The organism is Wolbachia endosymbiont (group A) of Therophilus tumidulus (assembly GCF_964277345.1).
Classification (GTDB): Bacteria; Pseudomonadota; Alphaproteobacteria; order Rickettsiales; family Anaplasmataceae; genus Wolbachia; species Wolbachia pipientis.
This window is the reverse complement of record NZ_OZ195515.1, coordinates 927,996-952,248: the sequence shown is the minus strand read 5'-3', so window position 1 is coordinate 952,248 and position 24,253 is coordinate 927,996. Positions and strand designations below refer to the sequence as shown.

Genomic DNA, 24,253 nt, shown 5'->3' with positions numbered 1-24,253 from the left:
AAACAGAAAAAAAGGCAAAAGAAACCCTAGGGTAGCTAGTTATTCACTATCCATTTTTTAAATCGGCGTTTTTTGATGTTTTAAATGCTTTATAAGCGCATTTCAGCTTATATTAGGTAAAAACCTAGAAATTTTATAAAGACATAAGGTGCACATAGTGCAAAAAATTAAACATGGGACGCCAGATACGTGAGTTTTTTTGTCATTTAATCTGTACAGAGAAGATAAATAAATAGCTTCAGTTTCATGATAAGGGCGCTGGGGGAATTTGTCAAGGAAGTTTTTTTTGTTTCTATGGGTCAGTTGGTACGCGCTTTGCCTTTTAACAGATGTAAAAGCACAATTATTACGAACAACATTCCACCAACAACTGATATAGCGCCACCTATAATGAAGCACGTGCGTGCTAACATTGACGAAATACTTGGCAGATCTGCAACCTTCCTTAAAGCACCATATCCACCAAGCCACACAAGGCCAGTGATATGGAGAAAATGCCCTATACTGTAGGCATAAATCTGTAATCTTACCATGGAACTTTTTATCTCTTTAAAGTTTAATTTAGGTAACATCCAGTAGACAAAATTCATAAAAGCTATAGTGATCCCAACTACAGAACCGTGATAATGAGCGGGAATGGTGACATTTCCTTCAATAGTCAACACTCCGAGCACATCTCCATAAGTGAACAACAAAAATGAATGTAATAAATAGTTGCTTTTATTATTAATAAAAGTTCTGATGTTGCAGCACACTAATATTATCAAAAAGCACGGCAAAACTGCTCCAGCAATCCTCATATGCCAAGTAAAAAACTGTATTAACTTGGCACTATCAACTGGATAAACAAAATATACAAACGGTGCGCCTACAGCTAAAATCGTGTTTATAAATAGTGGTAAAATAGTAATTTTACTGTTTGAAGCTAAACTAACATCACCAGAACTCAGCATTATTAAATAGACTAAAAACATTCCTTGAGTAAAAGCAAACTGCAATAAATGTCCGCCTCCCCAAAAGAGATATTCGTAAAATAAATTATTATCTGAGTGATATAGACCTGGAGGCATATTATTATATGCTAAAACAAAGCAAAGAAATGACGATACAAGTATAATAACTAGCCCAATTTGCCCAACAGAGAGAAATGAAACCTCTTTTTTTGATGTGTATGCTAGCATTGTATTTACTAATATACTGGCAATAAATAAACTGAGTCCAAGTAAAAATAATTTGTTTTGTAATACGGGAATATAGTTACTTTTGATAACTTCAGTGTTTGGAACGAATGCGGATATAAACATGAGCAGCATCGAAAGGGTTGATAGAACCCATGAAAAGTTAAACCAACTATTGGTATTTTGTAGGTTTATGATAAAGAGCAGAGATATTATAGAGCACATCCACACTAAAATTGACAAGTTCACGTGTATTACCAGCGCATTATCAAAAATATATTGTGCAGAAGGAACAAGAGAGGAGATAAAAGGCAATCGTAGAAAAATAACAATTATTGACAGTAACCCAGAGCAAGCAAGGGCACATACTGCTAGGAATATCCATCTTTTACAAAGTGAAGCATTGTCTTGTATGTTAAGCACAATCTTTTTTCTCAATTTTGTTCAATACAATATATAACACTGCAATAATACCTAAAACATAGCAATAGTATACGTGTGGCATGACTGCCAAAGGTGAAACTCCAGCAATAGTGCTAGCCAAAAGCAATTGAGCGCCATACGGTATTAATCCTTGAAATACACAAGAAAATATGCCTAGCCATGCTGCACTATAGTGAGGCGGTATTTCATATTTCTTAGCAATATCTCTAGCAATTTCACCGCTAAAAATTATAGCGATGGTATTATTTGCAAGTAAAATATCAAATATACTGACTATTTTTGCAATAAATAATTGCGCAGTTTTTTGTCCACCACGTTGTATCATAACCCAAGATGAAAGTTTATCTGCAAGCTCCTTAGAATTTTTACCTACTAGTCCTGAAAGTCCGCCAACCATCAATGACAGTAGCATAATTTCATGCATACTCATAAACCCTTTGGTGATGTTTTGGCTTAAAAACAATAAACCATGATTGTTGTTATTTATAAATCCAATAATTCCAGCAAAAGTTATGCTTAAAACCAATGCCGTAAATACATTGATTCCAAAGTTTGCAAGCAATATAAGTATTATGTAAGGAGTCACAAGCAATAAAGAATACTCCTTAACTGAAATAGCAGCACTATTGCTTGAGCTATAAAATAATATAATTATTGTGAATATAGAAGCAATTAGTGCCACTTTTGCATTCAGTTTTAATTTTTTCTTTATATCAGCCTTTTGAGACATCACAGATGCAATTGTAGTATCAGAGATAATAGATAAATTGTCGCCAAACATTGCTCCTCCTACAACGGTTGCAACTCCTAAGGAAGGAGAAATCCCAGCTTGTGTCAGTTCAACTGCAATAGGAGCAATTGTTGCAATGGTGCCCATTGATGTACCAATAGCAGTGGAGATGAAAGCTGCTACAAAAAATAATCCTATGAGTAAAAATTGTGTTGGTATAAATGAAAGAGCCAAATTAACTGTGGCATCAGCACTACCGATTGCTTTAGTTACTTCACTGAATGCACCTGCAAGTAAGAAAATGATACACATAGTGATAATATTACGATCTCTTACCCCATCTAGAAAGGCATACATTTTTTCTTCAGTATTGCCCTTGTATAAAACCCAACCCAGAGCTATGGCAGGAACAATGGCTACCAGTGGAGATAACTGATAAAAAGCATTTGACACGCCAAGAATAGTAAAATATATACCACTTCCTACAAAAAGAAATAGGAACAGTAAAATAGGCAAAAAATTTGTAAGATAAAACATACCTCAGCTCTGATAAACGCAAATCAACTATGATATAATTTATATTATTATAAACCACAGTTAGCACCTTGACCAATGTTTTTCTAGAAAGCAATCTACCAGAAAAGGTTTCCATGAAAAGGACTATTATAATATGATTGTTATCATCTACTTGAATTAAACTGGGAGATAGAATAAGTAAAAAATATGAATGACATAACAACAAAGCAAGTCATATCCTTATGGGATGCGCAAGTTGGTGGGTTTTTGCCAGATAGAAAGGAAGGTGAAGAAATTGAGTGTTCAAATGAATCATCAGCTACCTAAAACTTTATATTCTTTCATCTGGCATTTTTTGAAACCATACAAATTATCGGTCTCGATTTTTGTTTCCCTTGCAATCTTTGCGGGATTTTGGGGACCGTTGAACAGCATACTGATTAAGAACATCATCAACCTTCTACCACATGTGCAGAATGGAGATATTTCAATTTTAATATTACCATCAAGCCTGATTGTCGTGAATTTTATCGTATTTGATAATTTCACTTGGAGAGGAATTGGTTATATACGCTGTAGATTTATTCCTGTTGTTATTAATAGTGTCATTGGAAAAGTGATGGATCATGTACTCGGAAAATCTAATAAATTTTATCAGGATAATTTATCAGGAAAAATTTCAAGACAAATTACTAATCTAGCAGATGGAATTGAAATTCTGATAAGCAGAGTTGCACCGAATTTCTTAAGAGGAGCTTCATTGTTGTTGGCTGCTTTTATAGCTGCTTACTCTGTAAATTCTATATTTTATTTCATATTGGTTGTCTGGTTCATATTCTTTGCAAGTGCAAGCATTATGATGTCACGAAAGCTTATTTCGCTGTCTGATGTTCAAGCTAAAGAAGAATCGATAGTGATAGGTGAGCTGGTTGATTCTCTATCTAATCAAAGTAATGTCAGAAATTTTTCTAGAAAGTCTTATGAAAATTCAAGAATGATTCCATTTTTGTGTAATCAGCAAAAAGCGTATACAGCAACCCATTTTTACTCATTTATCATGCACTCCATACAAGGAGGATTAATAGCCATTATGATGGCTTCTTCTGCTTGTTTTCTAATTTATCTTTACAGCAAAAACTTAGTGGCTATAGGTGATTTTGCTTTAATATTAGGTTTATCGATGGAAACAGGACATATGATGTGGTTCACCATGTCAGAGGTCGATGAATTCAATAAAGCAGTCGGTAGATGTAAGCAAAGTTTAATTTCATTAATGATACATTGCGAAATTCAGGATAAACTTGATGCAGTTTCTCTCAAATGTAATAGTGGGCAAATCACTTTTAATAATGTCAAATTCCATTACGATGGTACCGAACCTCTTTTCCAGAATAAATCAATCGCTATCAAAGCTGGACAGAAGGTAGGACTTGTTGGCTATTCAGGTGGTGGTAAATCTACTTTTGTGAACCTGATATTAAGGCTTTACGATGTAACTGATGGTGCAATTCTCATAGATGATCAAGATATTTGTAATGTTACGCAGGATTCTTTGCGTGCAAAAATCGCAATGATCCCACAAGATCCATCGCTTTTTCATAGGACTTTGATGGAGAATATTCGCTATGGAAAAACAAATGCTAGCGATGATGAAGTAATTGAAGCGGCAAAAAAAGCACATGCTCATGAGTTTATTTCAAAATTACCCCAAGGTTATGATTCACTCGTTGGTGAAAGAGGTGTGAAACTTTCTGGTGGACAAAGGCAACGTATCGCAATTGCCAGAGCTATCTTAAAAAATGCTCCTATATTAATTCTGGATGAAGCAACTTCACAGCTTGATTCTGTGACTGAAAGTAATATTCAAGAATCTCTATGGGAGTTGATGCAAGATAAAACTACAATAGTAATAGCCCACCGCCTATCTACGCTTTTGCATATGGATCGCATTTTAGTGTTTGATCAAGGTAAGATTTTAGAAGATGGCACGCATCAGGAACTTCTTGATAAAAACGGAATGTATAAGACCCTATGGAATGCGCAAGTTGGTGGGTTTTTGCCGGATAAAAAAGAAGTGGAGATTGTATAATATTTTCTTAATCTAATGCTTCAATGTTTCCGACATAGGAAAAGTATCATCTTTATTTTCTATAGAGGAAGGCACACTATTTTGATTATCATCACCATTAATTGGAGTAGTAGGATGCATTAAAGCAACTTTCATAACTTCATCAATATTCTTAGCGAAAACTACGTTGATCCCCTCTTTGATGCTTGCCGGAATTTCTTGCATATCTTTCTCATTTTCACTTGGTATAATCACAGTTTTGATTGATCCTCTGAGCGCTGCAAGCAATTTTTCTCTCAAGCCCCCGATAGCTAAAACTCTACCACGCAATGTCACTTCGCCTGTCATAGCAACATTTTTGTTAACTGGTATATTTGTCATAAGAGAAACAATAGACGTACATACCGCGCCGCCAGCAGAAGGGCCATCTTTTGGTACAGCACCCTCAGGTACATGCAAATGTATATCATTATTTTGGAATTTTTCGGGCTTTATACCAAAAAATAAACAATTTGATCGAATATAACTATACGCAGCTTTTATAGATTCTTGCATAACCTCTCCAAGCTTTCCTGTGTATTTTATTTCTCCCTTGCCCGGAATTAGGACTGATTCTATCATCAAAATATCACCACCTGTTTCAGTATAGGCAAGCCCAGTTACTATTCCTACTAAACTCTCATTTTCCGCAATGCCAAAGGTATATTTACGTACCCCTAAATAATCTTGTAAATTGTCAACCCCTACGGATATTTTCTTATTTTTATCAGTCAATATTTCTTTAACTGCCTTTCTCATGAGCTTTGCAAGCTCCCTTTCCATACTCCGCACACCACTTTCACGTGTATATAAACGTATCAACTCGTATAATGCCTCATTAGTTATGTCCCATTCCTTCTGATACAAACCATGCTCCTTCTTTAATTTCGGAATAAGGTGGTGTGTAGCAATACTGATCTTTTCATCTTCAGTATACCCGGACAATTGTATAATTTCCATCCTATCACGCAAAGGATGTGGTAAATTTAAGCTGTTTGCCGTAGCTACAAACATTACACTTGAAAGATCAAACTCAACTTCCAAGTAATGATCCGTAAAGTGTTTATTGTGCTCAGTATCTAAAACCTCAAGTAATGCAGATGCAGGATCGCCACGCGAATCAGAACCCATCTTATCTATTTCATCAAGCAGAAAAAGCGGGTTGCATGAATTAGCTTTTTTCATGTGTTGAATGATTTTACCAGGCATTGAGCCAATATAAGTTTTCCTATGCCCTCGTATCTCGGACTCATCACGCACACCACCAAGAGCTATACGAACAAAATCTCTTCCTACTGCTCTTGCCATAGACTTAGCTAAAGAAGTTTTACCAACACCTGGTGGTCCAACTAAGCAAAGTATAGGACCTTTTATCTCTTTTACTCTTTTTAATACTGCTAAAAATTCTATTATCCTATCTTTTACTTTCTCTATGCCATAATGATTTTCATCTAAGATTTTCTTAGCTGCATTTAAGTTAATTTTTGCATCTTTGTACTTTCCCCATGGCAACTCAAGCAACCAATGCAAGTAACTAGATATAACTGTAGCTTCAGGAGAAATGGGATTCATTTTCTTGTATCTCTTCAAATCAGTTATAGCTTTCTCTCTTGCTTCCTGAGAAAGCTTTGTTTCATTTATCTTTTTTTCAAATTCATTGAGTATATTCCCTTCATCACCATTCTCAAATTCGCCTAATTCTTTCTGTATAGCTTTCAATTGCTCGTTAAGGTAGTAAACTTTCTGAGTGCTTTCAACTTGCGATTTAATTGTCTTATATAAACGGTTTTGTGCGTTCAAAATACTCATTTCTCTCTCAATAAAAGCAAAAGCTTTTTTTAAACGCTCTTCTGGGTCATAAGCCTCAAGTATACTTTGTTTATCTGATACTTTTATATTTAAATGTGAAGCTACCGTGTCTACAAGTTGATCAACTTCTTTGATTTGATCAATGGAGTTAATGGCAATCTCGGGTTGATTTTTCTTGTTTAGCTTACACCAGCTATCGAACGCGTCTACAACAGACCGCCTTAAAGCTTCTAAATCAATATTGTCTTCATCTTCTTTATAATGATTGTCTAACTCTACCCTGGCTTGTAATAAAGTATGAGAGCTAATATATTCTACAACTCTTCCCCTTCTTATCCCCCGGATTATAACTTTTACTGCATTGTCAGGTAATTTTATTAACGGTTGTACAATGCTTGCTAACACACCTACTCCATAAAGATCTTCAGGCTCTGGATTATCAACAGAGCCATCTTTCTGTGCTACAAGAAAAATCTCATTTTGGTGATTACTACTACTTATTGCATACTCTAGTGCATTAACAGATTTTTCTCTGCCTATGAATAAAGGCACCATTATATTTGGAAAAATTACTACATCTCTTAAAGGTAATACTGGCAATGCAGTAAAACTAGAGCTTACAGCACGTTCAATGTTCATAATATATGCCTCAAATTAATCATTAACCGTTATAACATTGCCATTGTTATTATGATTAACCGTTGCTTTTCCTAATTCTACCATTTTCTTAGTGATTACTATAGTGCTACCTTCAAAGCCTCCGTTTCCAGATGTATACATAATGTCAAGCAAAAGTGACTCCAAGATAGCACGTAACATTCTTGCACCTGTTTTGTAGCTTATAGCCTTTTTAGCAATAGCTGATATTGCTTCATCTGAAAACTCAAGGTTTACTTTGCTAAACGCAAGCAATGCTTTGTACTGTTTTATTAGTGCATTCCTTGGCTCTGTCAACACATGTATTAAATCTTCATGATCCAGCTCATCTAAAACAGCAGTTATTGGAACCCGCCCTACAAATTCGGGTATTAAACCGAATTTGATTAAATCTTCAGGTTGAACATCATGTAAAGCATTCTTTTTCTTTTGCTCTTTAGACTGACTTATATCTGCTCCAAAGCCAACTGACGTTCCCTTTTTTCTCGCTTCAATAATTTTATCGAGGCCTTCAAAAGCTCCTCCACAAATAAACAGTATGTTACTAGTATCCACTTGTATAAACTCTTGTTGTGGGTGTTTTCGCCCTCCTTGTGGCGGAACATAAGCAACTGTACCCTCCATAATCTTAAGCAGAGCTTGCTGGACCCCTTCACCTGAAACGTCACGGGTTATTGAAGTGCTTTCAGATTTTCTTGTAATCTTGTCTATTTCATCTATAAACACTATACCACGCTGTGCTTTTACAACGTCATAATTTGCAGCTTGTAATAAACGCGACAACACGCTTTCTACATCATCACCCACATAACCTGCCTCAGTTAAAGTTGTCGCATCAGCCATAGCAAATGGCACATCTGAAACTTTAGCAAGTGTTTTGGCTAGCAAAGTCTTACCAGAACCAGTGGGACCAATAAGCATTATATTTGACTTCTCGATTTCAATATCACTTATAGCATGAAATTGTACCATGGATTGACAATGGTTATACATAGCTACAGATAAAACGTGTTGCGCGTGTTCTTGACCTACAACATGCTTGCTGAGAAAGTTTTTTATATCCTCAGGTTTCTTTAGTAATAGCTTCATATCAGATATACGATCTGAATTAAAAGATCTATCTTTCTTTTGACTTATTGCTTTATGGGATAATTCTATGCACTCATTACAAATAAACACCTTTAAACCATCCGAAGAGTTAGTAATCAATTTATCTACTTCATCTTGCGCCTTGTTGCAAAAAGAACAGTAGTGTAAATCATTATTGTTATCCATTAACCCACCTTTTGTTTAACTTTAATATTTTCAATTTCAATATCTGTACGCTCAGCTATCACCCTGTCAATTAAGCCAATTTTCCTTGCTTCTTCAGGATCCATGAATTTATCTCTTTCCATCATTCCTTCAATTTTCTTCAGTGAATTTCCAGTATGTTTTTCATAAATTTGATTTAGTTTTTTCTTAACCCGCAAAATTTCATTAGCATGTATTTCTATATCAGTTGCTTGACCATGATAACCACCAGATGGCTGATGTATCATAATTCTTGAATGAGGTAGAGAGTAGCGCTTACCTTTTGTACCAGCTGCAAGCAATAAAGAACCCATAGACGCAGCTTGACCTATACATAAAGTTGAAACGTCTGGGTTTATATACTGCATTGTATCGTAGATCGACAAACCAGCAGTTACAACACCACCTGGTGAGTTGATGTACATACAAATGTCTTTATCGGGATTTTCCGATTCTAAAAATAAAAGCTGTGCTACTATTACACTGGCCATATTGTCTTCAATAGGACCTGTTACAAAAATTATTCTTTCTTTCACTAGTCTTGAATATATGTCATAAGCGCGCTCACCGCGACTAGTTTGTTCAACTACAATTGGTATAAGAGTCATACCTTTTCCTATTAAATATTATCAAATAATTCCTTTAATTCTTTCACAGAAACAATCTGCTCTTCTTTACTAACTTTTTCTATTATATAATCTGTCACTTTATACTCAAGCGCTTGCCCTCTAACTAATTCTTGAAATTGTTTATTTGATTCAAAATGCTTAAGTACTCTGTCAAATTGCACATCTTTACTGACATATTGATTTACAATAACACTCAAAACATCATTTTGAGTTAATGATATTTTATGTTCTGCACTAAATTTCATAAATAACATAGCAAGCTTTACACGTTTTTCAGCTTCTTTACGAGAATCATTTTGAGCACCCAATTCTCCTTCCATTCTTTGTTGCTCCTGTTTTACTATGTCTGTGGGTAAATCAAAACTATAATTAGCATCCAAATAATCAAACAGCTCCTTTTTAATTAAGAGATTTCTCATTTCGGTGCACTGATCACCAATCATTTTTTTTGCATGATTTATTAGCAAAGAATAATCTTTAAACCCAATACTCTTAGCTATTTCATCATCATTTTCAAAATCTTTGGCAATTTGAATCTCATTAACTCGCACAGAAAAATCAGCTTCCTGTCCTGCAAGGGAAATGGCTTGGTAATTTTCAGGAAATTTCAACTTAAAGTTCTTTGTTTCTCCCTTTTTCATACCAGTTAATTGATCTTCAAAACCATTAATAAATGTGCCAGACCCTAAATTAACGGCAAAATCTTTGCTACTTCCACCTTGAAAGAGCTTATTCCTAATCCGCCCTTCAAAATCAATTATCAATTTATCCCCATCTTTCGCTTGATAAGAAGCATCATCAACAGAGGCAAAATTGGGGAACTTTGTTTTGATAGAATCAATAAATTCTTTTATATCTTCCTCTTCAATCTTTGCTTCAATTTTCTTTAAGTTTATTTTGTCAAGATCTATCATCGGTACTTCAGGCATCGACTCAAAAGATAGCTTGTATACAAAATTGCCCTCCTCATTTTCTTTGCCCAGATCTGGTAATGATATAACATCAACCTTAGGATAAATGTGAGACTTGACTTCAATTTTTTTCATCAAATCACTTGAGCAATAATCAATTGTATTATTTATCACATATTCCAAAGCCTCGTTTTTATAATTTGCAACAACAAGGTCATAGGGCATCTTTCCAGCCCTAAATCCAGGTGATTTTGCATTTTCTGCTATCTCTTGCAACCTGGAATTTACCTTTTGTTTTATATAATCACTACCAACTGTGATTTCATACTCATACTTTAGTTTATCTATACTAAGCTCTTTGTAGGTATATACGCTACTTACTTCGACTGTATTTTGAGGTATATTATTAGACATCATAATTCATTTATTAACATTTTAATTCATATCTTAATAGAGTCATTTTACCAGAATTTAAGTTAAACACAATCCTTAAGAACAGGTTTTTACACAAACAAAAGTGTATTTAGTGATTATAAATTTTCCCTTAAAACCTAAGTTACATGACTTTAAAGTGCGGATAGAGGGACTTGAACCCCCACGAGCAAGCTCACCAGGACCTAAACCTGGCACGTCTACCAATTCCGCCATATCCGCAAGAAATTTTTAGTACCCTATTATAGGTATTCCATTAAAAATATTCAAGGTTTAAAGTCTTACTTAATTTATGGTATTTACACAATCAAAAAAGCTTATTAACATTTCTTAATGAAAGCTCTAAACCCTGAAAATCAATAATGAGATTAATAACAAGCTTCTTGCTCGCAATTTTTTTGATTACACAAAGTGGTTGCACAACCCTTATAATAGGTGGTGTGGTGGCGACAGCAACAGCAATAACAATGCAGGACAAATCCTTGGGAAATATCATTGATGATACGACTATGGTCATCAGAATTAATAAGGGGCTCTTAAAACATGGGCTATTTTCATCCATAAAGGTTAAAGTAAGTGAAGGAAGAGTATTGCTCATTGGAAGTGTTGACACTCCTGAAAAACAACTTACAGCAGAAAAAATAGCTTGGCAGCAAAAAGAAATTAAAGAAGTGATAAATGAAATAAGAGTAATACCAATTCAAATGGCTTCCATGCTAGACACTACTGTAGATGGCATGATAACAGCGGAAATAAGAACAAGACTCCTGGGAAAAAGAAATATTAAGTCAATTAATTATAGCGTTAATACGGTTGATAGAGTTGTTTATTTGATGGGTATAGCCCAAAATAAAGCGGAATTAAAAGCTGTAATAGCAATTGCAAGAAAAGTAAAGGGAGTAAAACAAGTTGTAAGTTATGTACGATACAGGTACAGTAAGTTACGCCATTAGGCAAAAATCGCTTTCAAATTATAACATTTGTACAGTTGTGACAATAGGTAGAGAACATAAATGAAAATTGCCTTTCAGATGGATGAAAATATAAATTTTGAAACTGACACTACATTCGTGCTAATAAAGGAAGCACAAAGGAGGAAGCACGAAGTTTTTGTCTATGCTCCTAACAATTTAGCACTAAAGCTAAACCATCCAATTGCTCTGGCTCAGAAAGTCAGCGTTGATGATTTTAGTTTTATCTCCAAAAAAGATGTAGCTATCAACTTGAATGAAATGAACATCATATTTATCAGACAGGATCCACCTTTTGATATGCGTTACATTACAACAACATATATCTTAGAAAAAACTAGCGCATTGGTAATTAACAATCCAACAGAAATAAGAAATTGTCCTGAAAAATTGATAACTTCATTATTTCCAGAACTAATTCCGCCAACTTTGATTACTGAAAATATATCAATGATTAGAGATTTCTACTACAACTATCAAGATATTATTCTGAAGCCATTGTATAGTTATGGAGGAAACGATGTGATAAGAATACAAGATGAGAATAGTATTCAAGTAGTAGTGGATCTCATGATAGCAAAATACGAATGCCCTGTGATTGCACAATCATTTTGTAAAAACATAGATAAAGATAAAAGAATATTGCTACTTTATGGCCAACCAATTGGTGTAATGAAACGAATTCCAAAAATCAGTGGAGAGATCAGAACAAACATGCGACTTGGAGCAAGTTTTGAGCCCGCTCAAATGAACGATAGAAACAATGAAATATGTAACAAAATTGGTCCTGAATTAAAGAAAAGAGGGCTAATATTTGTTGGTATTGATATTATAGATGACTTCCTGCTCGAAATTAACACAACTTCACCCACGGGAGTAGTTTATATCAATAAATTGTATAATATATCGCTAGAAAAGGATCTTTGGGACGTGTTTGAAGAAAAAGCAAGCAGCCATCAACTAAACCTGTGAACAATCACCTTAACAAACTCAGTAGTCCCATTCTTTATCCCTGTTTTTTCTGTACTATTGGTCATATCACGCAATTTTTGAGAATTATTTAATAGATCAAATAGTACCTCTGTTAGATTTTTTTTTGCTTCACTATTCTGCTTAACTATTATAGCTGCTCTCGAGTCTTCAATATATTTTGCGTTATAAAATTGGTGATTATCTTTTGAGTAAGGGTAAGGAATATATATAGCAGAACGCCTAGCAAGAGTGATCTCTGCTATTGAAGTTGCTCCTGCTCTGCTAATTACCAAGTGAGCATTGGCCAGTCTATTCTCCATATCATCAAAAAATTCACTCAATTCACAATCGATCTTTTCACTTTTGTATAGACTTTTGACCTTGTTTACATTTTTCTTCGTACATTGCTGCGTCACTCTAATTTTCTTTTTCATTTTAATAGGTAAATCACAAATTACGCTGCTTACTACATCATCAAAAAAATTTGCACCTTGGCTGCCTGCTATGACCAATATATTTAGGATTTTCTCAGTGCTAGAATGGCTCTGTGCTTTTATATCAACAAAATTTCCTGTAAAAATACATTTATTGCCCTCTGCATATTTAGTCTCCGGAAAGCTGGTTGCAATTAATTTTGCACTCTTGAAAAAGAATCTATTTACTCTCCCTAAAACTGTGTTTTGTTCATGTAAAATTATAGGTATAGAAAGAACTCTTGCTGCAAGAAGAGTTGGAAAAGAAGCATAGCTACCAAAACCAATGACCGATTTTGGTTTTAATTTTCTTACTTGATACAGTGCTAACATAGAGCTGTATATCAAGAAAAGGAAAAACTTAAATTTGTTGCTGCTTGGTCTACGTAATGGTAAGGTGTAGCTTTCTATGTCGGTATTTTTATTTGTTTTTTTATCAGTGAATAATATGCAATTGTATCCTTGTGTCTTTAGTGCTTTTGCTAAAGCTATGGCCGGAAAGATATGCCCACCTGTGCCACCTGTTGCTAAAATAATATCCATCTGTAAATAATAAATCCTAGATTGTTAACTGTTATTTAACAATTTGCACGTAGAATTTTATTAAGCGTTATGATAGTTGAGTTAAAAATGCCTAAAAGTAATAGTAAAAAAGAACCTAATGAGAAAAATAAACCTCAAGAACAAAGAGAAGGCAGAAGCGGAGGTTTTTTAGAACTGCTAAAAAATATAATAAAAATTCTTTTCAATTCGGTCGTTGACCTACCTGAGCACGAGCAGCATAATAAAATGAAAAGCACTAATCTACAACAAGGTTTGGATACTAAAGGAAAAGGCCCAGAAGATCTTCATCCAAAGGCAAAGCTTGAAGTTAAAGAAGCAGCTAAGGGATTGAAAGAAGAGTTACAGAATTCTGATGCTGGTGGTAATCAATCTATTGAAACTAAAGTGCCTAATCAAACTACTACTCAAGACATTGACAACTCTAAAACGATGGAACGTTAGTTCAACTATTTAACATCTGCAGCAAGCACTGATTCATGTATCATCTCTGAAATGGTTGGATGAGGAAAAATCGTAGATTTTATGTCGAAGTCTGTTCCTTCTAGTTGCTTTGCAAGAGCAAAATTGCTAATTAACTCCGTTACTTCTGCACCTATCATGTGGCTACCCAGAATTTCTCCGGTTTTTTTATCTATAATCGTTTTCACTAACCCTTCAGTTTCACTGAGTGCAACAGATTTACCATTAAAGTTAGAGTGAAATTTTCCTATTTTTATATCATACCCACCTTTTATTGCCTGTTCCTCAGTAAGGCCGATGCTCGCTATTTGTGGATGAGAATAAGTGCAATTTGGTATGCATTCTTTTTTTAACGCATGAGCATTTTTACCAGCAATCTTTTCAATGCAGATCACGGCTTCATGGCTCGCTTTATGTGCTAAACATGGTGGGCCAGCTACATCACCTATTGCATACACATTTGATTCACTAGTTTCATACCATTCATTCGTTTCAATAAAGCCAGAAGGGCTTAATTTAATTTTTGTATTTTCTAAACCTATATTTTCAATATTTGCTTGAATTCCAACCGCAACAATCACCCTCTCAAATTCTTTGCTCTCACCACTACTTAGTAGCACTTGAGCAGAGTCTTTACTTTTAGTAAGAGCTTTTACGCTACTGCTTGTATATATTTCTATCCCCTGTTTTGTGAATATTTCTTGTGCTAAATCTGAAATGTCCTTATCCTCCAGCGGCAAAATAGTGCTCTTTATCTCTATGATTGTTACATCAACACCCAAAGTACTATAAAAACTTGCAAATTCTATTCCAATTGCACCAGACCCTATAATTAGTAGCGATTTTGGTAATCTCTCTGGAGTCATAGCGTGCTGCGCATTCCATATTAAATCTCCATCTGCCTCTATTCCAGGCAGATTCCGTGCCCTCACGCCTGTTGCTAAAATGATATGCTTGGAAACAATTTCTTGTTCTTCCTTATCGCTAACGACTTTTATAGTACCATTGCCTGCAAGTTTACCAAAACCTTGATGAACTTTGATATTATTTTTTTTCATCAAATATGCAACACCGCTTGACAATTTATCAACAACGTTTCTTGAGTATTTCACTATTGATTGTATATCAAAATTCGCTCCCTTTACTTCTATACCAAACTCTTTTGATCTTTTTATTAGCCTATAAACCTCAGATGCTCTAAGCAGTGATTTTGTTGGTATACATCCCCAATTTAAGCATATACCGCCTAAATTTTTTTCTTTTTCCACAATTGCAGTTTTAAACCCAAGCTGTGCCGCCCTAATTGCCGCTATATAACCACCAGGACCGCTACCTATAACCGTAATATCATACTCATTCATCAGTTTTCTTCGTATTCAAAAAGATTATATATAACAGATGGAACCCATACAATCAATGGTCTGTCATCTACCGTCTTAAGAGTCAAGATAAAAGTTGTTATTTTTTATCATGGCATTTAAACAAACGATAATTTTTCTCATGACAGCAACTAATGCAACCTTAGCAGCTTTGCCAGAATCAACCAAACGCTGATAAAACGCTTTCATTTTTCTGTTGTGGCGCATAGCAACAAGAGCTGACATGTATAGTGCTTTCCTTGCATAAAACCTGCCTCCTTTGATTTGAGCTTTGCCAACTTTTCTTCCACTTTCACTAGTTTTAGGTGCAACTCCAACTAAGCATGCAATTTCTCTATTCTCTAATCTACCAAGCTCAGGCACCTCTGTCAGTAGAACGCTCGCCGTCTTTGATCCAATACCTTTATAGCTGATTAAAAGCTCATTTTTTCCTTTCAATTCAGCTATTGCGTCTTCTATGTCTTGCCTAATTTCTTTCAATTGTTTTTCAGCAAACCCTATCTGTCTTTCTATGTATTCTCTAGCTTTTCCCGTCGCACTTTGCAGGCGACACTTGTTTGCATGAATTGCATCATTTAAATTACGCTCAACTGCCCCCAGCTCCTTTAATTCCTCTTGCTTTTGTGAAATTATACATCCTTTTACTTCACCGTCTTTACTGACAAATTCAGCGTATTTTTCCAGTAATTTAGCATCTAACTTGTCAGTTTTTGCAAAATGATTGCAAGCTTTGGCAAATGCATATACCCGATTCGGGTGAGCTTTATGGACAGTTATCTTGCAACAATTTTATAATGAGCTTTTCATAGCCACCAGCTTACACATAACTTGATGGGTAAATCGACTATATTTGTTTCTATAAACTTAGATATAGCATCACTCACGTTTGCTATGCGCTTATGCTTGCCATTAATTGAGATGTCCAATGCTTCCTTGGAAACATCTACTCCCATGAAAATTATTCTAGCCATTTTTGTACCTATAAATATAATCAAACAATAATGCAAAATGCTGTATACAGGATTGTAATTCGATCTTTTAGATCCACCTACCGTTCGTACTACATTTTGCTTTAAGCCTTACTATTACCCACAAATAAAAACATAGTATTGTATTTACTCAAATAATTTAATTTTATTAACCTGAAAGCTTATTAGATTAAAATTATTAAACTAAGAGTTATAATTTTAGCAACTAAAAGCTGTAAATTGCACCATATAAACAGTTATTTCAAGCAAAAGTTATGCCATTAAGAGCTATGCAACAAACATTTATATTTGTGGGTAATAGTAAGATCTAAATCCGATAGAGCATTGTTGGCACACCATCAAAAGTCGCCTCAGACCTCTAATGCATCAATGTACAAACTTACACCTTTTAGTTGGTAATACCATTTTAGACGTTTATCATTCGTTTTAGAAAATACTATAGGAGGTTGTCCGGAAACTAGTAAATTCAAGCATATTCCCTCTTTAACATAACCCTACTCATAGCTAGGTATATGAAATTCTCAGTGGATGTTGTGAGTAAATCATACTCCTTCGATAGCCTTCTATTCCTATTAACCAAAGCAAAAGTCCTTTCTACAACCCATCTTCTTGGCTGTACTTTAAACCCTTGTTCTCTTGTTGGTAGTAGCTCAGGTGGCGTATCTTTGTGCACCCAAAATCTACATGGAGGCCTTTTAACAATTTCAATATCTATGTCATATTCTTCCTTTATGTGATTCTTTAAATTTCTTCCTTGGTATCCCATGTCAGCCCACATTTTTTTAACTTTAGTATATTTTGTTCTCATATTGTTTAATGCTATTTTAATACCATCTCTATCATTTTCGTTAGCAGCGCCTACGTAACAACCTAGTATAAAACCCTGAGTGTCTGTAATTATATGCCTTTTTCTACCCTTTACTTTTTTACTTCCATCATAGCCTTTGATCCCCCCTTTTCTGTAGTCTTTACAGATTGACTATCTACTATACAGGCACTCGGCTGCTCATTCCTTCCTATTTTTCTTCTACTATATTTTGTAATTTCATAATTCATTTTCTCAAAAATTCCCTGCTTCTTCCATTGCCTGAACTGCTCATACACAGTCTTCCATAGCGGAAAATCATTTGGTAAATACCGCCATTGACACCCTGTACGCAATACATAGAAAATTGCTTCTAATATTTCTTTTTTGCTATACTTTGGCGGCCTTCCTCCTTTCTTGTATGATACTCTGAAGTGTTTTTCTATTCTTGCCCATTCCCTTTCGCTTAGATCTGTTGGATACTTTTTTCTCATCTTTACCCCGTACTAAAATTTCAGATATTATAGCCTTTTACTTGTTTCCGGACAACCTCTAGTAGCGGAATGACGAATTTTTGTTTTTCAAATTGTCAGTAAATCTAAGTCAGTTTAGCTATATAAAACATAGTATAAAAAGAGCTATTTTAGCAAAATTTTAAACAAATAAAGTTAATTACTTCACAATTGATACCTTACGAGAAAAGCACATTTGATACAGATTTAAAATACAAGTTAACGAATTATTATGATTTTTACCAAGATAATAATATAGTAAGGTTTGGTAGTGAGGTATCAAAATGGAAAAATACACCAACGCATGGTTTAATAAGAAAGATAATCATGATTGTGCAAATGATGGCACTTGCGGGCAATCTATAAAGGATTTTAGGATTGGTAATTCTGATATTTCTTTTTTTGATAGTAACAAAAACTTAATTGCCAAAGTACCTAAACTACCAAAGTATTCTAGGGATAAATATGGGCATCAATTGTATAAGGAAGCTGAGTCAAAGCAGTTCAATTATTTTTCCACAAATATACATGATGTTTTGTCTAACAGCTTTACCGTTAAATACGGGTATATAAATTGTACTATAAAATACGACAACTTATCTGAGCAGGAACAAAACCAAATAGAAACAGACATTAAAACTGCCTATGAAGCATTTAAAGAAAAGTTTTGCTTGAAAAATAGTAATGCAAGTTACAATATAACGGTTCACATTTTTAATAATAGAAGCGATTATACAAAGTATAACAATCTTCTCGGCTTAGATGAAGATGGTGGTCCAGGATATATTACACGAGGAGTAACAGATTGTCAGAATATTCTGACATATAAGCAAAGTGCCATGGATTTTGTTCTAGGTCATGAGCTAGGCCACATATTTCAATTGTGTTTTTCACCATCGGCAACAGTCCAAACTTTGAGTATTCTGGATACTGAACTCATAGCAAATGTTGTTGGACGAGAAGTAGAAGAAAAAAATTATAAAGCTATTTGCAAGCAGATGGGTGTAGATGAATATAAATACGATGGATGGAGTTTTATTTTTAAATACATAGGTACAACTGGTAGTGTATACCGCCTAAACCTTTCAGAAGAAGAGAAATTTCAAATTATACAACGTGTCAAGAGTTCTGGACTAGATGAATATGAAGACCATGGATGGATGTTTAAATTTAAATATAAAGATACAACTGGTAGTATATACCTCAAGGACCTTTCAGAAGCAGAGAAATTTCAAATTATACAACGTGTCAAGAATTCTGGACTAGATGAATATGAAGATCGTGAATCAATGTTTAGTTTTAAATACAAAGGCACCACTTATAGAGCAGAACACAGAGATTATCTTTCAGCAGAAGAAGAAAAACTTCAATTTATCAAAGACATTAAGAACTCTCATGAATCGCTCGTTAGTGAATGTGATGGATTGGGGAATGAGAATACAACTTTAGTGATTTACGTTGATGAAAATAAGGAGATAAGTCAAATGTATTTTCATAATCTAGACAAGAATATATTCAAATGGTTAGATAAGACACTTATAAGCAGAAGTAAACCTGAAGAAGATGTGGATGACACAGCAGGAAAAGAGCCTGAACCAGAATCAGCCGAAGAGGATACTCAGCAACCCAGTAATTTCTTATCCAATATTTTTTCAACAATTAAATCCATTATTGATTCTATCTCATCACTCTTTTCATGGTTATTTGGGTCGAAAGAGAAAGAGTCTAATCAACAATCTGATGATAATCCTTCTTTGTTTAAGCTCGATGCTAATGAGTTAGATCACGAAGTTAAGCCTGATGCCAATGAGTTAGGTCACGATGTTAGAGATCACTTATCAGACAATTATAACCATTACAACTCATCTGATGGGCTAATGTAATATAGCTAATTTACAGTATCTGTTCAGATGCATGGCTAATGTACAAATATTGAAACAAAAATTCCAGTGCCCCTGTGATGTCATTCCAGTGCTTGACACTGGAATCCAGCTTTTAATCGAAAATGTTGTATAGTACACAATCAAATTTTCTGGATCCCAGTGGGCTTTGTTGCATCGCTCAAGTGAAAAGAACTGGCAGTTACTGACAAAATTCATTATAAATAGCCATTTAACTGTTGAAGAAAAAATATGCCACAAAAAATGAGAGTCAGTAACTGCCATGAATATAACAAATTTCTCCAAGAAAGAGGAAGCATTTTTTGTTATATCAATGACGCCATAGAAAATTGGTACGAGAATTGTCCAAAAATGCAGGGCGGCAACTATATTTATAGTGATAAAGTTGTGATTTTGGTGCATATAATCGTCAGTTTCTTTAGAATTGGTTTAAGACAAACAGTCGGGTTTATAAAAGGGTATTTGCAACAAATAGGAAGAGATTTGGCAGTTATCAGCTATTCACAAGCATCAAGAAGGTTTAAGAAACTTAATATTAAGATAAATGATTGCAGAATTGATAAAAATAATATGGAAGATATCGAAATTGCTATAGACAGTACAGGAATTAGTATATACAACAACACTCCTGGTCACAGCAAGGAAAATAGCACTGACAGAAAATATCGTGGCTATGAGCAAACGAGAAAATTGCACGTAATGTTGAATATAAACAACAAAAAAGCCATAGCTGTAAAATACAGTAACGGCTGATCACTATGGAGCTTGTGATTTGCTAAAAGAAGTTGATTTTCAGCATGCCATAAAAGCACTATATGCAGATAGAGCATGTGATAGGCACAAGTTTTATAAGTTGTGTAACGAATATGATATAAAGACAAAAATTCCACCAATAAACAATGCGGCAGAACATCCAGAAATAGATTATATGTCTGACAGGAATGCTGCTATTAGGTTAATAAAATTATACGGTGAAGATGGCATGAAAGAATGGAAAAAAGAAGTAAATTATGGGAAAAGATCTTATATTGAAGGGTTTTTCTCAAGATTAAAGCAAATATTCGGATTTAGTTTTAGGAATAAATCTGAGATAAATCGAGAAAAAGAACTAAATGCTATTTGCTTAATAAATTCACTGATATTGGTATGGCTAAATTTGAGATAGTTACATGAATTTACCATAAATCACCATCTCATAAAGTGTGATGCAACAAAGCCATCCCAGTGTCAAGCACTGGGATGACACCCTCCTTATGGGCCAAAATCACAATGTTCGTACAGTTGTGGATTCATTCGCGGTATCTCGGCATAGATTCCGCTAACAAGTAGCGGAATGACGAATTTGTCGTTTTTCAGATTGTCGTAAGTCAGTTTAGCTATAGCATAATGCTATATTAATAAATAATCTATATAATACTATTAAATATAATAATTAAAATCTAAATTACTTTCTCTATAAAAGGAGAAATTTACCTTAATGAAAATATATATATATTTAATATTATTTTTATTTTTTTCTTGCGCTCAACTATATGCTGACGAGGAAATTGCAAAATTTGATTTACTTATTGGCGAGATAAATGAAGCAAGCTTCACTCTTAAAGGTGCAATAAAGGTTACAGTAGAACCAGGCTGGCACATATATTATAAAGATCCTGGAGATTTTGGCCTTCCCACGTCTATTAGTTACAAAGGTAATGCATCAGATATAAATATTCACTGGCCTATTCCAAAGGAACATAAAGATAAAGTAGGGAGAGAGACGTTTGTAAGTAACGTATATGAGGATATGGTATTATTTCCCTTTAAGATGAATATATTTTTAAATCAAGGGTATATTGACCTTAACTTCCATATAAATTATGCGATATGTAAAGATAGGTGCATCCCTAAAAATGTTGAGATAAAAATCAGGCAACCATTAAAGGATTTTATAGATTCTGATATCAATAAACTTATAAATGAGTGGTATGAAAAATAGAGTTCTTATGGGGTAGGTGTCATTCCAGCGCGTGACACTGGAATCTCATTTACTTTTTTGTTCACTATGTGAGGAACTTGGGCCTACAAGTATATAAACATAATGGTTTCGCATAAAAAATTTAGATCCCAGATACTGTCTCTGCTGTCAAACAAATTATCCAACAAAATTACAATTAAATGGTTGATTATTTTTAAGAATACCAAAAAAGACATGCATTAATTTTCGCATTAACGCAAGAACTATGACTTTTGGACATTTGCCTTTACTTGCTAGACGCTGACAAAACTTTTGAAAATGATTATTATGGTTTTTGACTACTATAGCTGGCATATAAAGAGCTTTTCGAATACGCTCAGATCCTATTTTGCATATGCAACTTCTCTTACTTACTGACGATCCCGATTGATAATGTCCTGGATTTAGACCAGCAAAAGCTGTAAATTGTTTAGCATTGTCAAAGTTATCAACTGATGGCATTTCTGCGACAACAGCAACAGCAGTAAGATATCCTATACCTTTTATAGTCTTAAGGTTTTCCACCATATTTTTTAGATGTGGATAGTTATTTATATGCTCATTAATTTCTTTTTCGAGAACAATAATTTGCTCCTCTATTGCCAAAATTACTTTAGATATAGCTTCTTTGCAACTGGAATGCATATTTTTGTTTTCCAAGCGATTTGTCTGTTGCACCTTATCATCTTTTAGCGATTGCATGCAACGGTAAAGCTCCCTCAAATGCCTCATTTCAGGTGCAATGGGCTTCCAAAGAGCAGGTTTGTTGGCGATACAAAATCTAGCTATCATAGCTGCATCTGATTTATCTGTCTTATTTCTGAGCAGCTCACTTTTGCCAAAAGCTTTCTGGGTTTACTATACTGACATTATGTCCTAAATCGTGCATAAAAGTAGCCAAATCTTCTCCATACCAACTAGTTGCTTCAAGACATAAATGAGTAAGATTTGCTCCATGGCCATTGCACCAAACTACAAGTTTTGCAAAACCATCTTGATTATTTTGAAAGACTTTGTGTCGTTTTTTACTGTCCACTAACAAACAAACATCAAATTTCTTTTTTGAAATATCCACACCCAAAATAGCATTTACTTGCATAAAATTGCCTCCAAGACTATAAATAAACTGAGAGTTTAGACTAACCTTGTAATACGGGATATAATTCCAAAAGATACTGTTCAGTCTTTAACTCTATGGGAGGGAAGCAAAATCTGGCTTAATGGCATTAGTGTCGCATCAGCTTCACCCTCCCTGTGAGGTATTTTAGCTCTAATGCCTCACATCATAAAGATACAAGTGTCACGCACTAACTGTACGAACATTGAGATATAAGAGTAATTTGTACCAAGAAAAAAGATGTCATCCCAGTGCCCAGACACTGGGAGGCTTTGTTGCATCGCTCTTCGGATAGTAGGTAACGCACAATAAATTTATGAAGCTATATCAAATTTAGCCATGCCTATTTCAGTAAATTTGTTAAGCAAATAACATTTGAGTAGCAGTTCCCTCTCACGATTCATTTCAGATTTGTTCCTAAAACTAAATCCAAATGTCTTTTTTAATCGCGAGAAAAAACCTTCTATATAAGATCTTTTTCCATAACTCATCTCTTTTTTCCACTTCTTTATACCATCTTCATCATATGACTTTATGAGCTTGACTGCAGAATTTCTCTCAGCCATATAGTCTAACTTTGGATGCTCTGTTGCGTTGTTTTTCGGAGGAATTTTCGTTTTTATACCATATTGATTACACAGCTTATAGAGCTTTTCTCTGTCATATGCCCTATCTGCATATAGTACTTTTATGACATACTGAAAATCGACTTCTTTTAGCAAATCACAAGCTCCATAGTGATCAGAGTAGACACCGTTACTGTATTTTACAGCTATGGCTTTTTTGCTGTTTGTATTCAACATTACATGCAATTTTCTTGTCTGTTCATAGCTGCGATACTTTCTATCTTCGCTATTTTCTTTGCTATGACCAGGAGTGTTGTTGTATATACTAATTCCTGTACTGTCTATAGCAATTTCGATATCTTCCATATTATTTTTATCAATTCTGCAATCATTGATCTTAATATTGAGTTTCTTAAACCTTCTTGATGATTGTGAATAGCTGATAACTTGCAAATTTTTCCCAATTTGCTCAAGGTATCCTGCTATAAACCCAACTGTTTGCCTCAGGCCTATTCTAAATAAACAAGTTATTATGTGCACCAAAATTACAACTTTATCGCTATAAATATTGTTGCCACCTGGTATTTTTGGACCATTCTCGTACCACTTTTCTATGGCTTCGTTGATATAATGAAAAATATTTCCTCTTTTTTCTAGAAATTTGTTATATTCGCTATGGTTACTGACCCTCATTTTTTGTGGCATATTTTTTCTTCAACAGTTAAATCGCTATTTATAATGAATTTTGTCAGTAATCACTAATTTTTCTGCTGCTATGCAACAAAGCTCACTGGGATCCAGATTGGACACTAAGTTGGTGAGTATAAAAGTAGCTAACCT

The 24,253-nt window shown here is 34.4% G+C and carries 21 protein-coding genes, 1 tRNA gene and 1 pseudogene; 8 read left to right on the top strand and 15 right to left on the bottom strand.

The annotated features are described in order from the left end of the window. Positions 1-299 precede the first annotated feature (299 nt). Together ACICQD_RS05110 and ACICQD_RS05105 are read right to left on the bottom strand one after the other, a co-directional pair. Positions 300-1,601 (bottom strand): cbb3-type cytochrome c oxidase subunit I, encoded by a 1,302-nt coding sequence (locus ACICQD_RS05110; RefSeq protein WP_395461693.1) that lies wholly within the window; start codon positions 1,599-1,601, stop codon positions 300-302. Then, positions 1,594-2,709 (bottom strand): Na+/H+ antiporter NhaC family protein, encoded by a 1,116-nt coding sequence (locus ACICQD_RS05105; protein ID WP_395461692.1) that lies wholly within the window; start codon positions 2,707-2,709, stop codon positions 1,594-1,596. The genes ACICQD_RS05110 and ACICQD_RS05105 overlap by 8 nt, the downstream gene beginning before the upstream one ends. 445 nt (positions 2,710-3,154) lie before the next feature. Between ACICQD_RS05105 and ACICQD_RS05100 the strand changes: the two genes are divergently transcribed. After that, positions 3,155-4,957, top strand: coding sequence for an ABC transporter ATP-binding protein (locus ACICQD_RS05100; protein ID WP_341816857.1), 1,803 nt, complete (start codon positions 3,155-3,157; stop codon positions 4,955-4,957). A gap of 12 nt (positions 4,958-4,969) precedes the next feature. Here the strand turns inward: ACICQD_RS05100 and lon are convergent, their stop codons facing one another. The 5 genes from lon to ACICQD_RS05075 form a co-directional block, all read right to left on the bottom strand. After that, on the bottom strand, positions 4,970-7,423 hold the full coding sequence (gene lon, locus ACICQD_RS05095) for an endopeptidase La (protein ID WP_395461691.1): 2,454 nt from the start codon (positions 7,421-7,423) through the stop codon (positions 4,970-4,972). Between the two features lie 15 nt (positions 7,424-7,438). Further along, positions 7,439-8,716 carry an ATP-dependent Clp protease ATP-binding subunit ClpX gene (gene clpX, locus ACICQD_RS05090; protein WP_006279985.1) on the bottom strand — a complete coding sequence of 426 codons (1,278 nt, stop codon included), beginning with the start codon at positions 8,714-8,716 and terminating at the stop codon, positions 7,439-7,441. After that, positions 8,716-9,342 (bottom strand): ATP-dependent Clp endopeptidase proteolytic subunit ClpP, encoded by a 627-nt coding sequence (gene clpP, locus ACICQD_RS05085; protein WP_006280254.1) that lies wholly within the window; start codon positions 9,340-9,342, stop codon positions 8,716-8,718. Before clpP ends, clpX begins: the two co-directional genes overlap by 1 nt. An 11-nt stretch (positions 9,343-9,353) precedes the next feature. Continuing rightward, the gene (gene tig / locus ACICQD_RS05080) at positions 9,354-10,688 is read right to left on the bottom strand and encodes a trigger factor (RefSeq protein ID WP_155968869.1); all 1,335 of its coding nucleotides are present in this window, start codon (positions 10,686-10,688) and stop codon (positions 9,354-9,356) included. 158 nt (positions 10,689-10,846) lie between these two features. Then, a tRNA-Leu gene (locus tag ACICQD_RS05075) sits at positions 10,847-10,928 on the bottom strand. A gap of 140 nt (positions 10,929-11,068) precedes the next feature. Between ACICQD_RS05075 and ACICQD_RS05070 the strand changes: the two genes are divergently transcribed. Both ACICQD_RS05070 and gshB read left to right on the top strand, forming a co-directional pair. Then, positions 11,069-11,659, top strand: a complete 591-nt coding sequence (locus ACICQD_RS05070) for a BON domain-containing protein (protein ID WP_236514819.1) — start codon at positions 11,069-11,071, stop codon at positions 11,657-11,659. Between the two features lie 60 nt (positions 11,660-11,719). Beyond that, positions 11,720-12,649 carry a glutathione synthase gene (gshB, locus tag ACICQD_RS05065; protein ID WP_395461690.1) on the top strand — a complete coding sequence of 310 codons (930 nt, stop codon included), beginning with the start codon at positions 11,720-11,722 and terminating at the stop codon, positions 12,647-12,649. Here gshB and murG read toward each other — a convergent pair. Beyond that, positions 12,634-13,665, bottom strand: coding sequence for an undecaprenyldiphospho-muramoylpentapeptide beta-N-acetylglucosaminyltransferase (murG, locus tag ACICQD_RS05060; RefSeq protein WP_007549072.1), 1,032 nt, complete (start codon positions 13,663-13,665; stop codon positions 12,634-12,636). The two genes, gshB and murG, sit on opposite strands and share 16 nt — an antisense overlap. 69 nt (positions 13,666-13,734) lie before the next feature. Between murG and ACICQD_RS05055 the strand changes: the two genes are divergently transcribed. Further along, entirely contained in the window at positions 13,735-14,127 is a 393-nt protein-coding gene (locus ACICQD_RS05055; protein WP_006279962.1) for a hypothetical protein, read from the top strand. A gap of 5 nt (positions 14,128-14,132) precedes the next feature. Here the strand turns inward: ACICQD_RS05055 and lpdA are convergent, their stop codons facing one another. The 4 genes from lpdA to ACICQD_RS05035 all read right to left on the bottom strand — a co-directional run bounded on the left by lpdA (position 14,133) and on the right by ACICQD_RS05035 (position 17,812). Next, the gene (gene lpdA, locus ACICQD_RS05050; protein WP_151807945.1) at positions 14,133-15,506 is read right to left on the bottom strand and encodes a dihydrolipoyl dehydrogenase; all 1,374 of its coding nucleotides are present in this window, start codon (positions 15,504-15,506) and stop codon (positions 14,133-14,135) included. A gap of 75 nt (positions 15,507-15,581) precedes the next feature. Next, positions 15,582-16,004: an IS110 family transposase gene (locus tag ACICQD_RS05045; protein WP_049973639.1), complete on the bottom strand. Its 423-nt coding sequence runs from the start codon at positions 16,002-16,004 to the stop codon at positions 15,582-15,584. A gap of 323 nt (positions 16,005-16,327) precedes the next feature. Continuing rightward, on the bottom strand, positions 16,328-16,495 hold the full coding sequence (locus ACICQD_RS05040; protein WP_155968863.1) for a hypothetical protein: 168 nt from the start codon (positions 16,493-16,495) through the stop codon (positions 16,328-16,330). A gap of 484 nt (positions 16,496-16,979) precedes the next feature. Beyond that, positions 16,980-17,812 (bottom strand): IS5-like element ISWpi1 family transposase gene (locus ACICQD_RS05035; RefSeq protein WP_395461689.1). Its coding sequence is split into 2 segments (ribosomal slippage): positions 16,980-17,443 and positions 17,443-17,812, totalling 834 coding nucleotides; the frame shifts between segments, so codons are not numbered across the junction. A 302-nt stretch (positions 17,813-18,114) separates the two neighbouring features. Here ACICQD_RS05035 and ACICQD_RS05030 point away from each other — a divergent pair. From ACICQD_RS05030 to ACICQD_RS05010, 4 genes are all read left to right on the top strand, one after another. Continuing rightward, on the top strand, positions 18,115-19,713 hold the full coding sequence (locus ACICQD_RS05030) for a hypothetical protein (RefSeq protein ID WP_264374374.1): 1,599 nt from the start codon (positions 18,115-18,117) through the stop codon (positions 19,711-19,713). Positions 19,714-19,962: 249 nt separating this feature from the next. After that, on the top strand, positions 19,963-20,484 hold the full coding sequence (locus ACICQD_RS05020) for a transposase (RefSeq protein ID WP_265023248.1): 522 nt from the start codon (positions 19,963-19,965) through the stop codon (positions 20,482-20,484). A 19-nt stretch (positions 20,485-20,503) separates the two neighbouring features. Then, positions 20,504-20,896 (top strand): transposase, encoded by a 393-nt coding sequence (locus ACICQD_RS05015; protein WP_223823060.1) that lies wholly within the window; start codon positions 20,504-20,506, stop codon positions 20,894-20,896. Between the two features lie 312 nt (positions 20,897-21,208). After that, the gene (locus ACICQD_RS05010) at positions 21,209-21,712 is read left to right on the top strand and encodes a protein-disulfide reductase DsbD domain-containing protein (RefSeq protein ID WP_015589109.1); all 504 of its coding nucleotides are present in this window, start codon (positions 21,209-21,211) and stop codon (positions 21,710-21,712) included. Between the two features lie 156 nt (positions 21,713-21,868). On the opposite strand, the gene ACICQD_RS05005 is transcribed toward ACICQD_RS05010, so the two are convergent. The 3 genes and pseudogenes from ACICQD_RS05005 to ACICQD_RS04995 all read right to left on the bottom strand — a co-directional run bounded on the left by ACICQD_RS05005 (position 21,869) and on the right by ACICQD_RS04995 (position 24,118). After that, the gene (locus tag ACICQD_RS05005; RefSeq protein ID WP_305037058.1) at positions 21,869-22,258 is read right to left on the bottom strand and encodes a transposase; all 390 of its coding nucleotides are present in this window, start codon (positions 22,256-22,258) and stop codon (positions 21,869-21,871) included. Positions 22,259-22,444: 186 nt separating this feature from the next. Beyond that, a pseudogene (locus tag ACICQD_RS05000) lies at positions 22,445-22,829 on the bottom strand (IS110 family transposase); the annotation flags it as partial. 332 nt (positions 22,830-23,161) lie between these two features. Then, positions 23,162-24,118, bottom strand: a complete 957-nt coding sequence (locus ACICQD_RS04995) for an IS5 family transposase (RefSeq protein WP_395461688.1) — start codon at positions 24,116-24,118, stop codon at positions 23,162-23,164. Between the last annotated feature and the right edge of the window lie 135 nt (positions 24,119-24,253).

What these genes read in the sequence shown, in the direction of transcription:
- ACICQD_RS05105 (WP_395461692.1), bottom strand. Translation starts at nt 2,709, where the DNA reads ATGTATGCCTTTCTAGATGGGGTAAGAGATCGTAATATTATCACTATG.
- lon (WP_395461691.1), bottom strand. Translation starts at nt 7,423, where the DNA reads ATGAACATTGAACGTGCTGTAAGCTCTAGTTTTACTGCATTGCCAGTA.
- clpX (WP_006279985.1), bottom strand. Translation starts at nt 8,716, where the DNA reads ATGGATAACAATAATGATTTACACTACTGTTCTTTTTGCAACAAGGCG.
- clpP (WP_006280254.1), bottom strand. Translation starts at nt 9,342, where the DNA reads ATGACTCTTATACCAATTGTAGTTGAACAAACTAGTCGCGGTGAGCGC.
- tig (WP_155968869.1), bottom strand. Translation starts at nt 10,688, where the DNA reads ATGTCTAATAATATACCTCAAAATACAGTCGAAGTAAGTAGCGTATAT.
- ACICQD_RS05070 (WP_236514819.1), top strand. Translation starts at nt 11,069, where the DNA reads ATGAGATTAATAACAAGCTTCTTGCTCGCAATTTTTTTGATTACACAA.
- gshB (WP_395461690.1), top strand. Translation starts at nt 11,720, where the DNA reads ATGAAAATTGCCTTTCAGATGGATGAAAATATAAATTTTGAAACTGAC.
- murG (WP_007549072.1), bottom strand. Translation starts at nt 13,665, where the DNA reads ATGGATATTATTTTAGCAACAGGTGGCACAGGTGGGCATATCTTTCCG.
- ACICQD_RS05055 (WP_006279962.1), top strand. Translation starts at nt 13,735, where the DNA reads ATGATAGTTGAGTTAAAAATGCCTAAAAGTAATAGTAAAAAAGAACCT.
- lpdA (WP_151807945.1), bottom strand. Translation starts at nt 15,506, where the DNA reads ATGAATGAGTATGATATTACGGTTATAGGTAGCGGTCCTGGTGGTTAT.
- ACICQD_RS05040 (WP_155968863.1), bottom strand. Translation starts at nt 16,495, where the DNA reads ATGGCTAGAATAATTTTCATGGGAGTAGATGTTTCCAAGGAAGCATTG.
- ACICQD_RS05030 (WP_264374374.1), top strand. Translation starts at nt 18,115, where the DNA reads ATGGAAAAATACACCAACGCATGGTTTAATAAGAAAGATAATCATGAT.
- ACICQD_RS05020 (WP_265023248.1), top strand. Translation starts at nt 19,963, where the DNA reads ATGCCACAAAAAATGAGAGTCAGTAACTGCCATGAATATAACAAATTT.
- ACICQD_RS05010 (WP_015589109.1), top strand. Translation starts at nt 21,209, where the DNA reads ATGAAAATATATATATATTTAATATTATTTTTATTTTTTTCTTGCGCT.
- ACICQD_RS05005 (WP_305037058.1), bottom strand. Translation starts at nt 22,258, where the DNA reads ATGGTGGAAAACCTTAAGACTATAAAAGGTATAGGATATCTTACTGCT.
- ACICQD_RS04995 (WP_395461688.1), bottom strand. Translation starts at nt 24,118, where the DNA reads ATGCCACAAAAAATGAGGGTCAGTAACCATAGCGAATATAACAAATTT.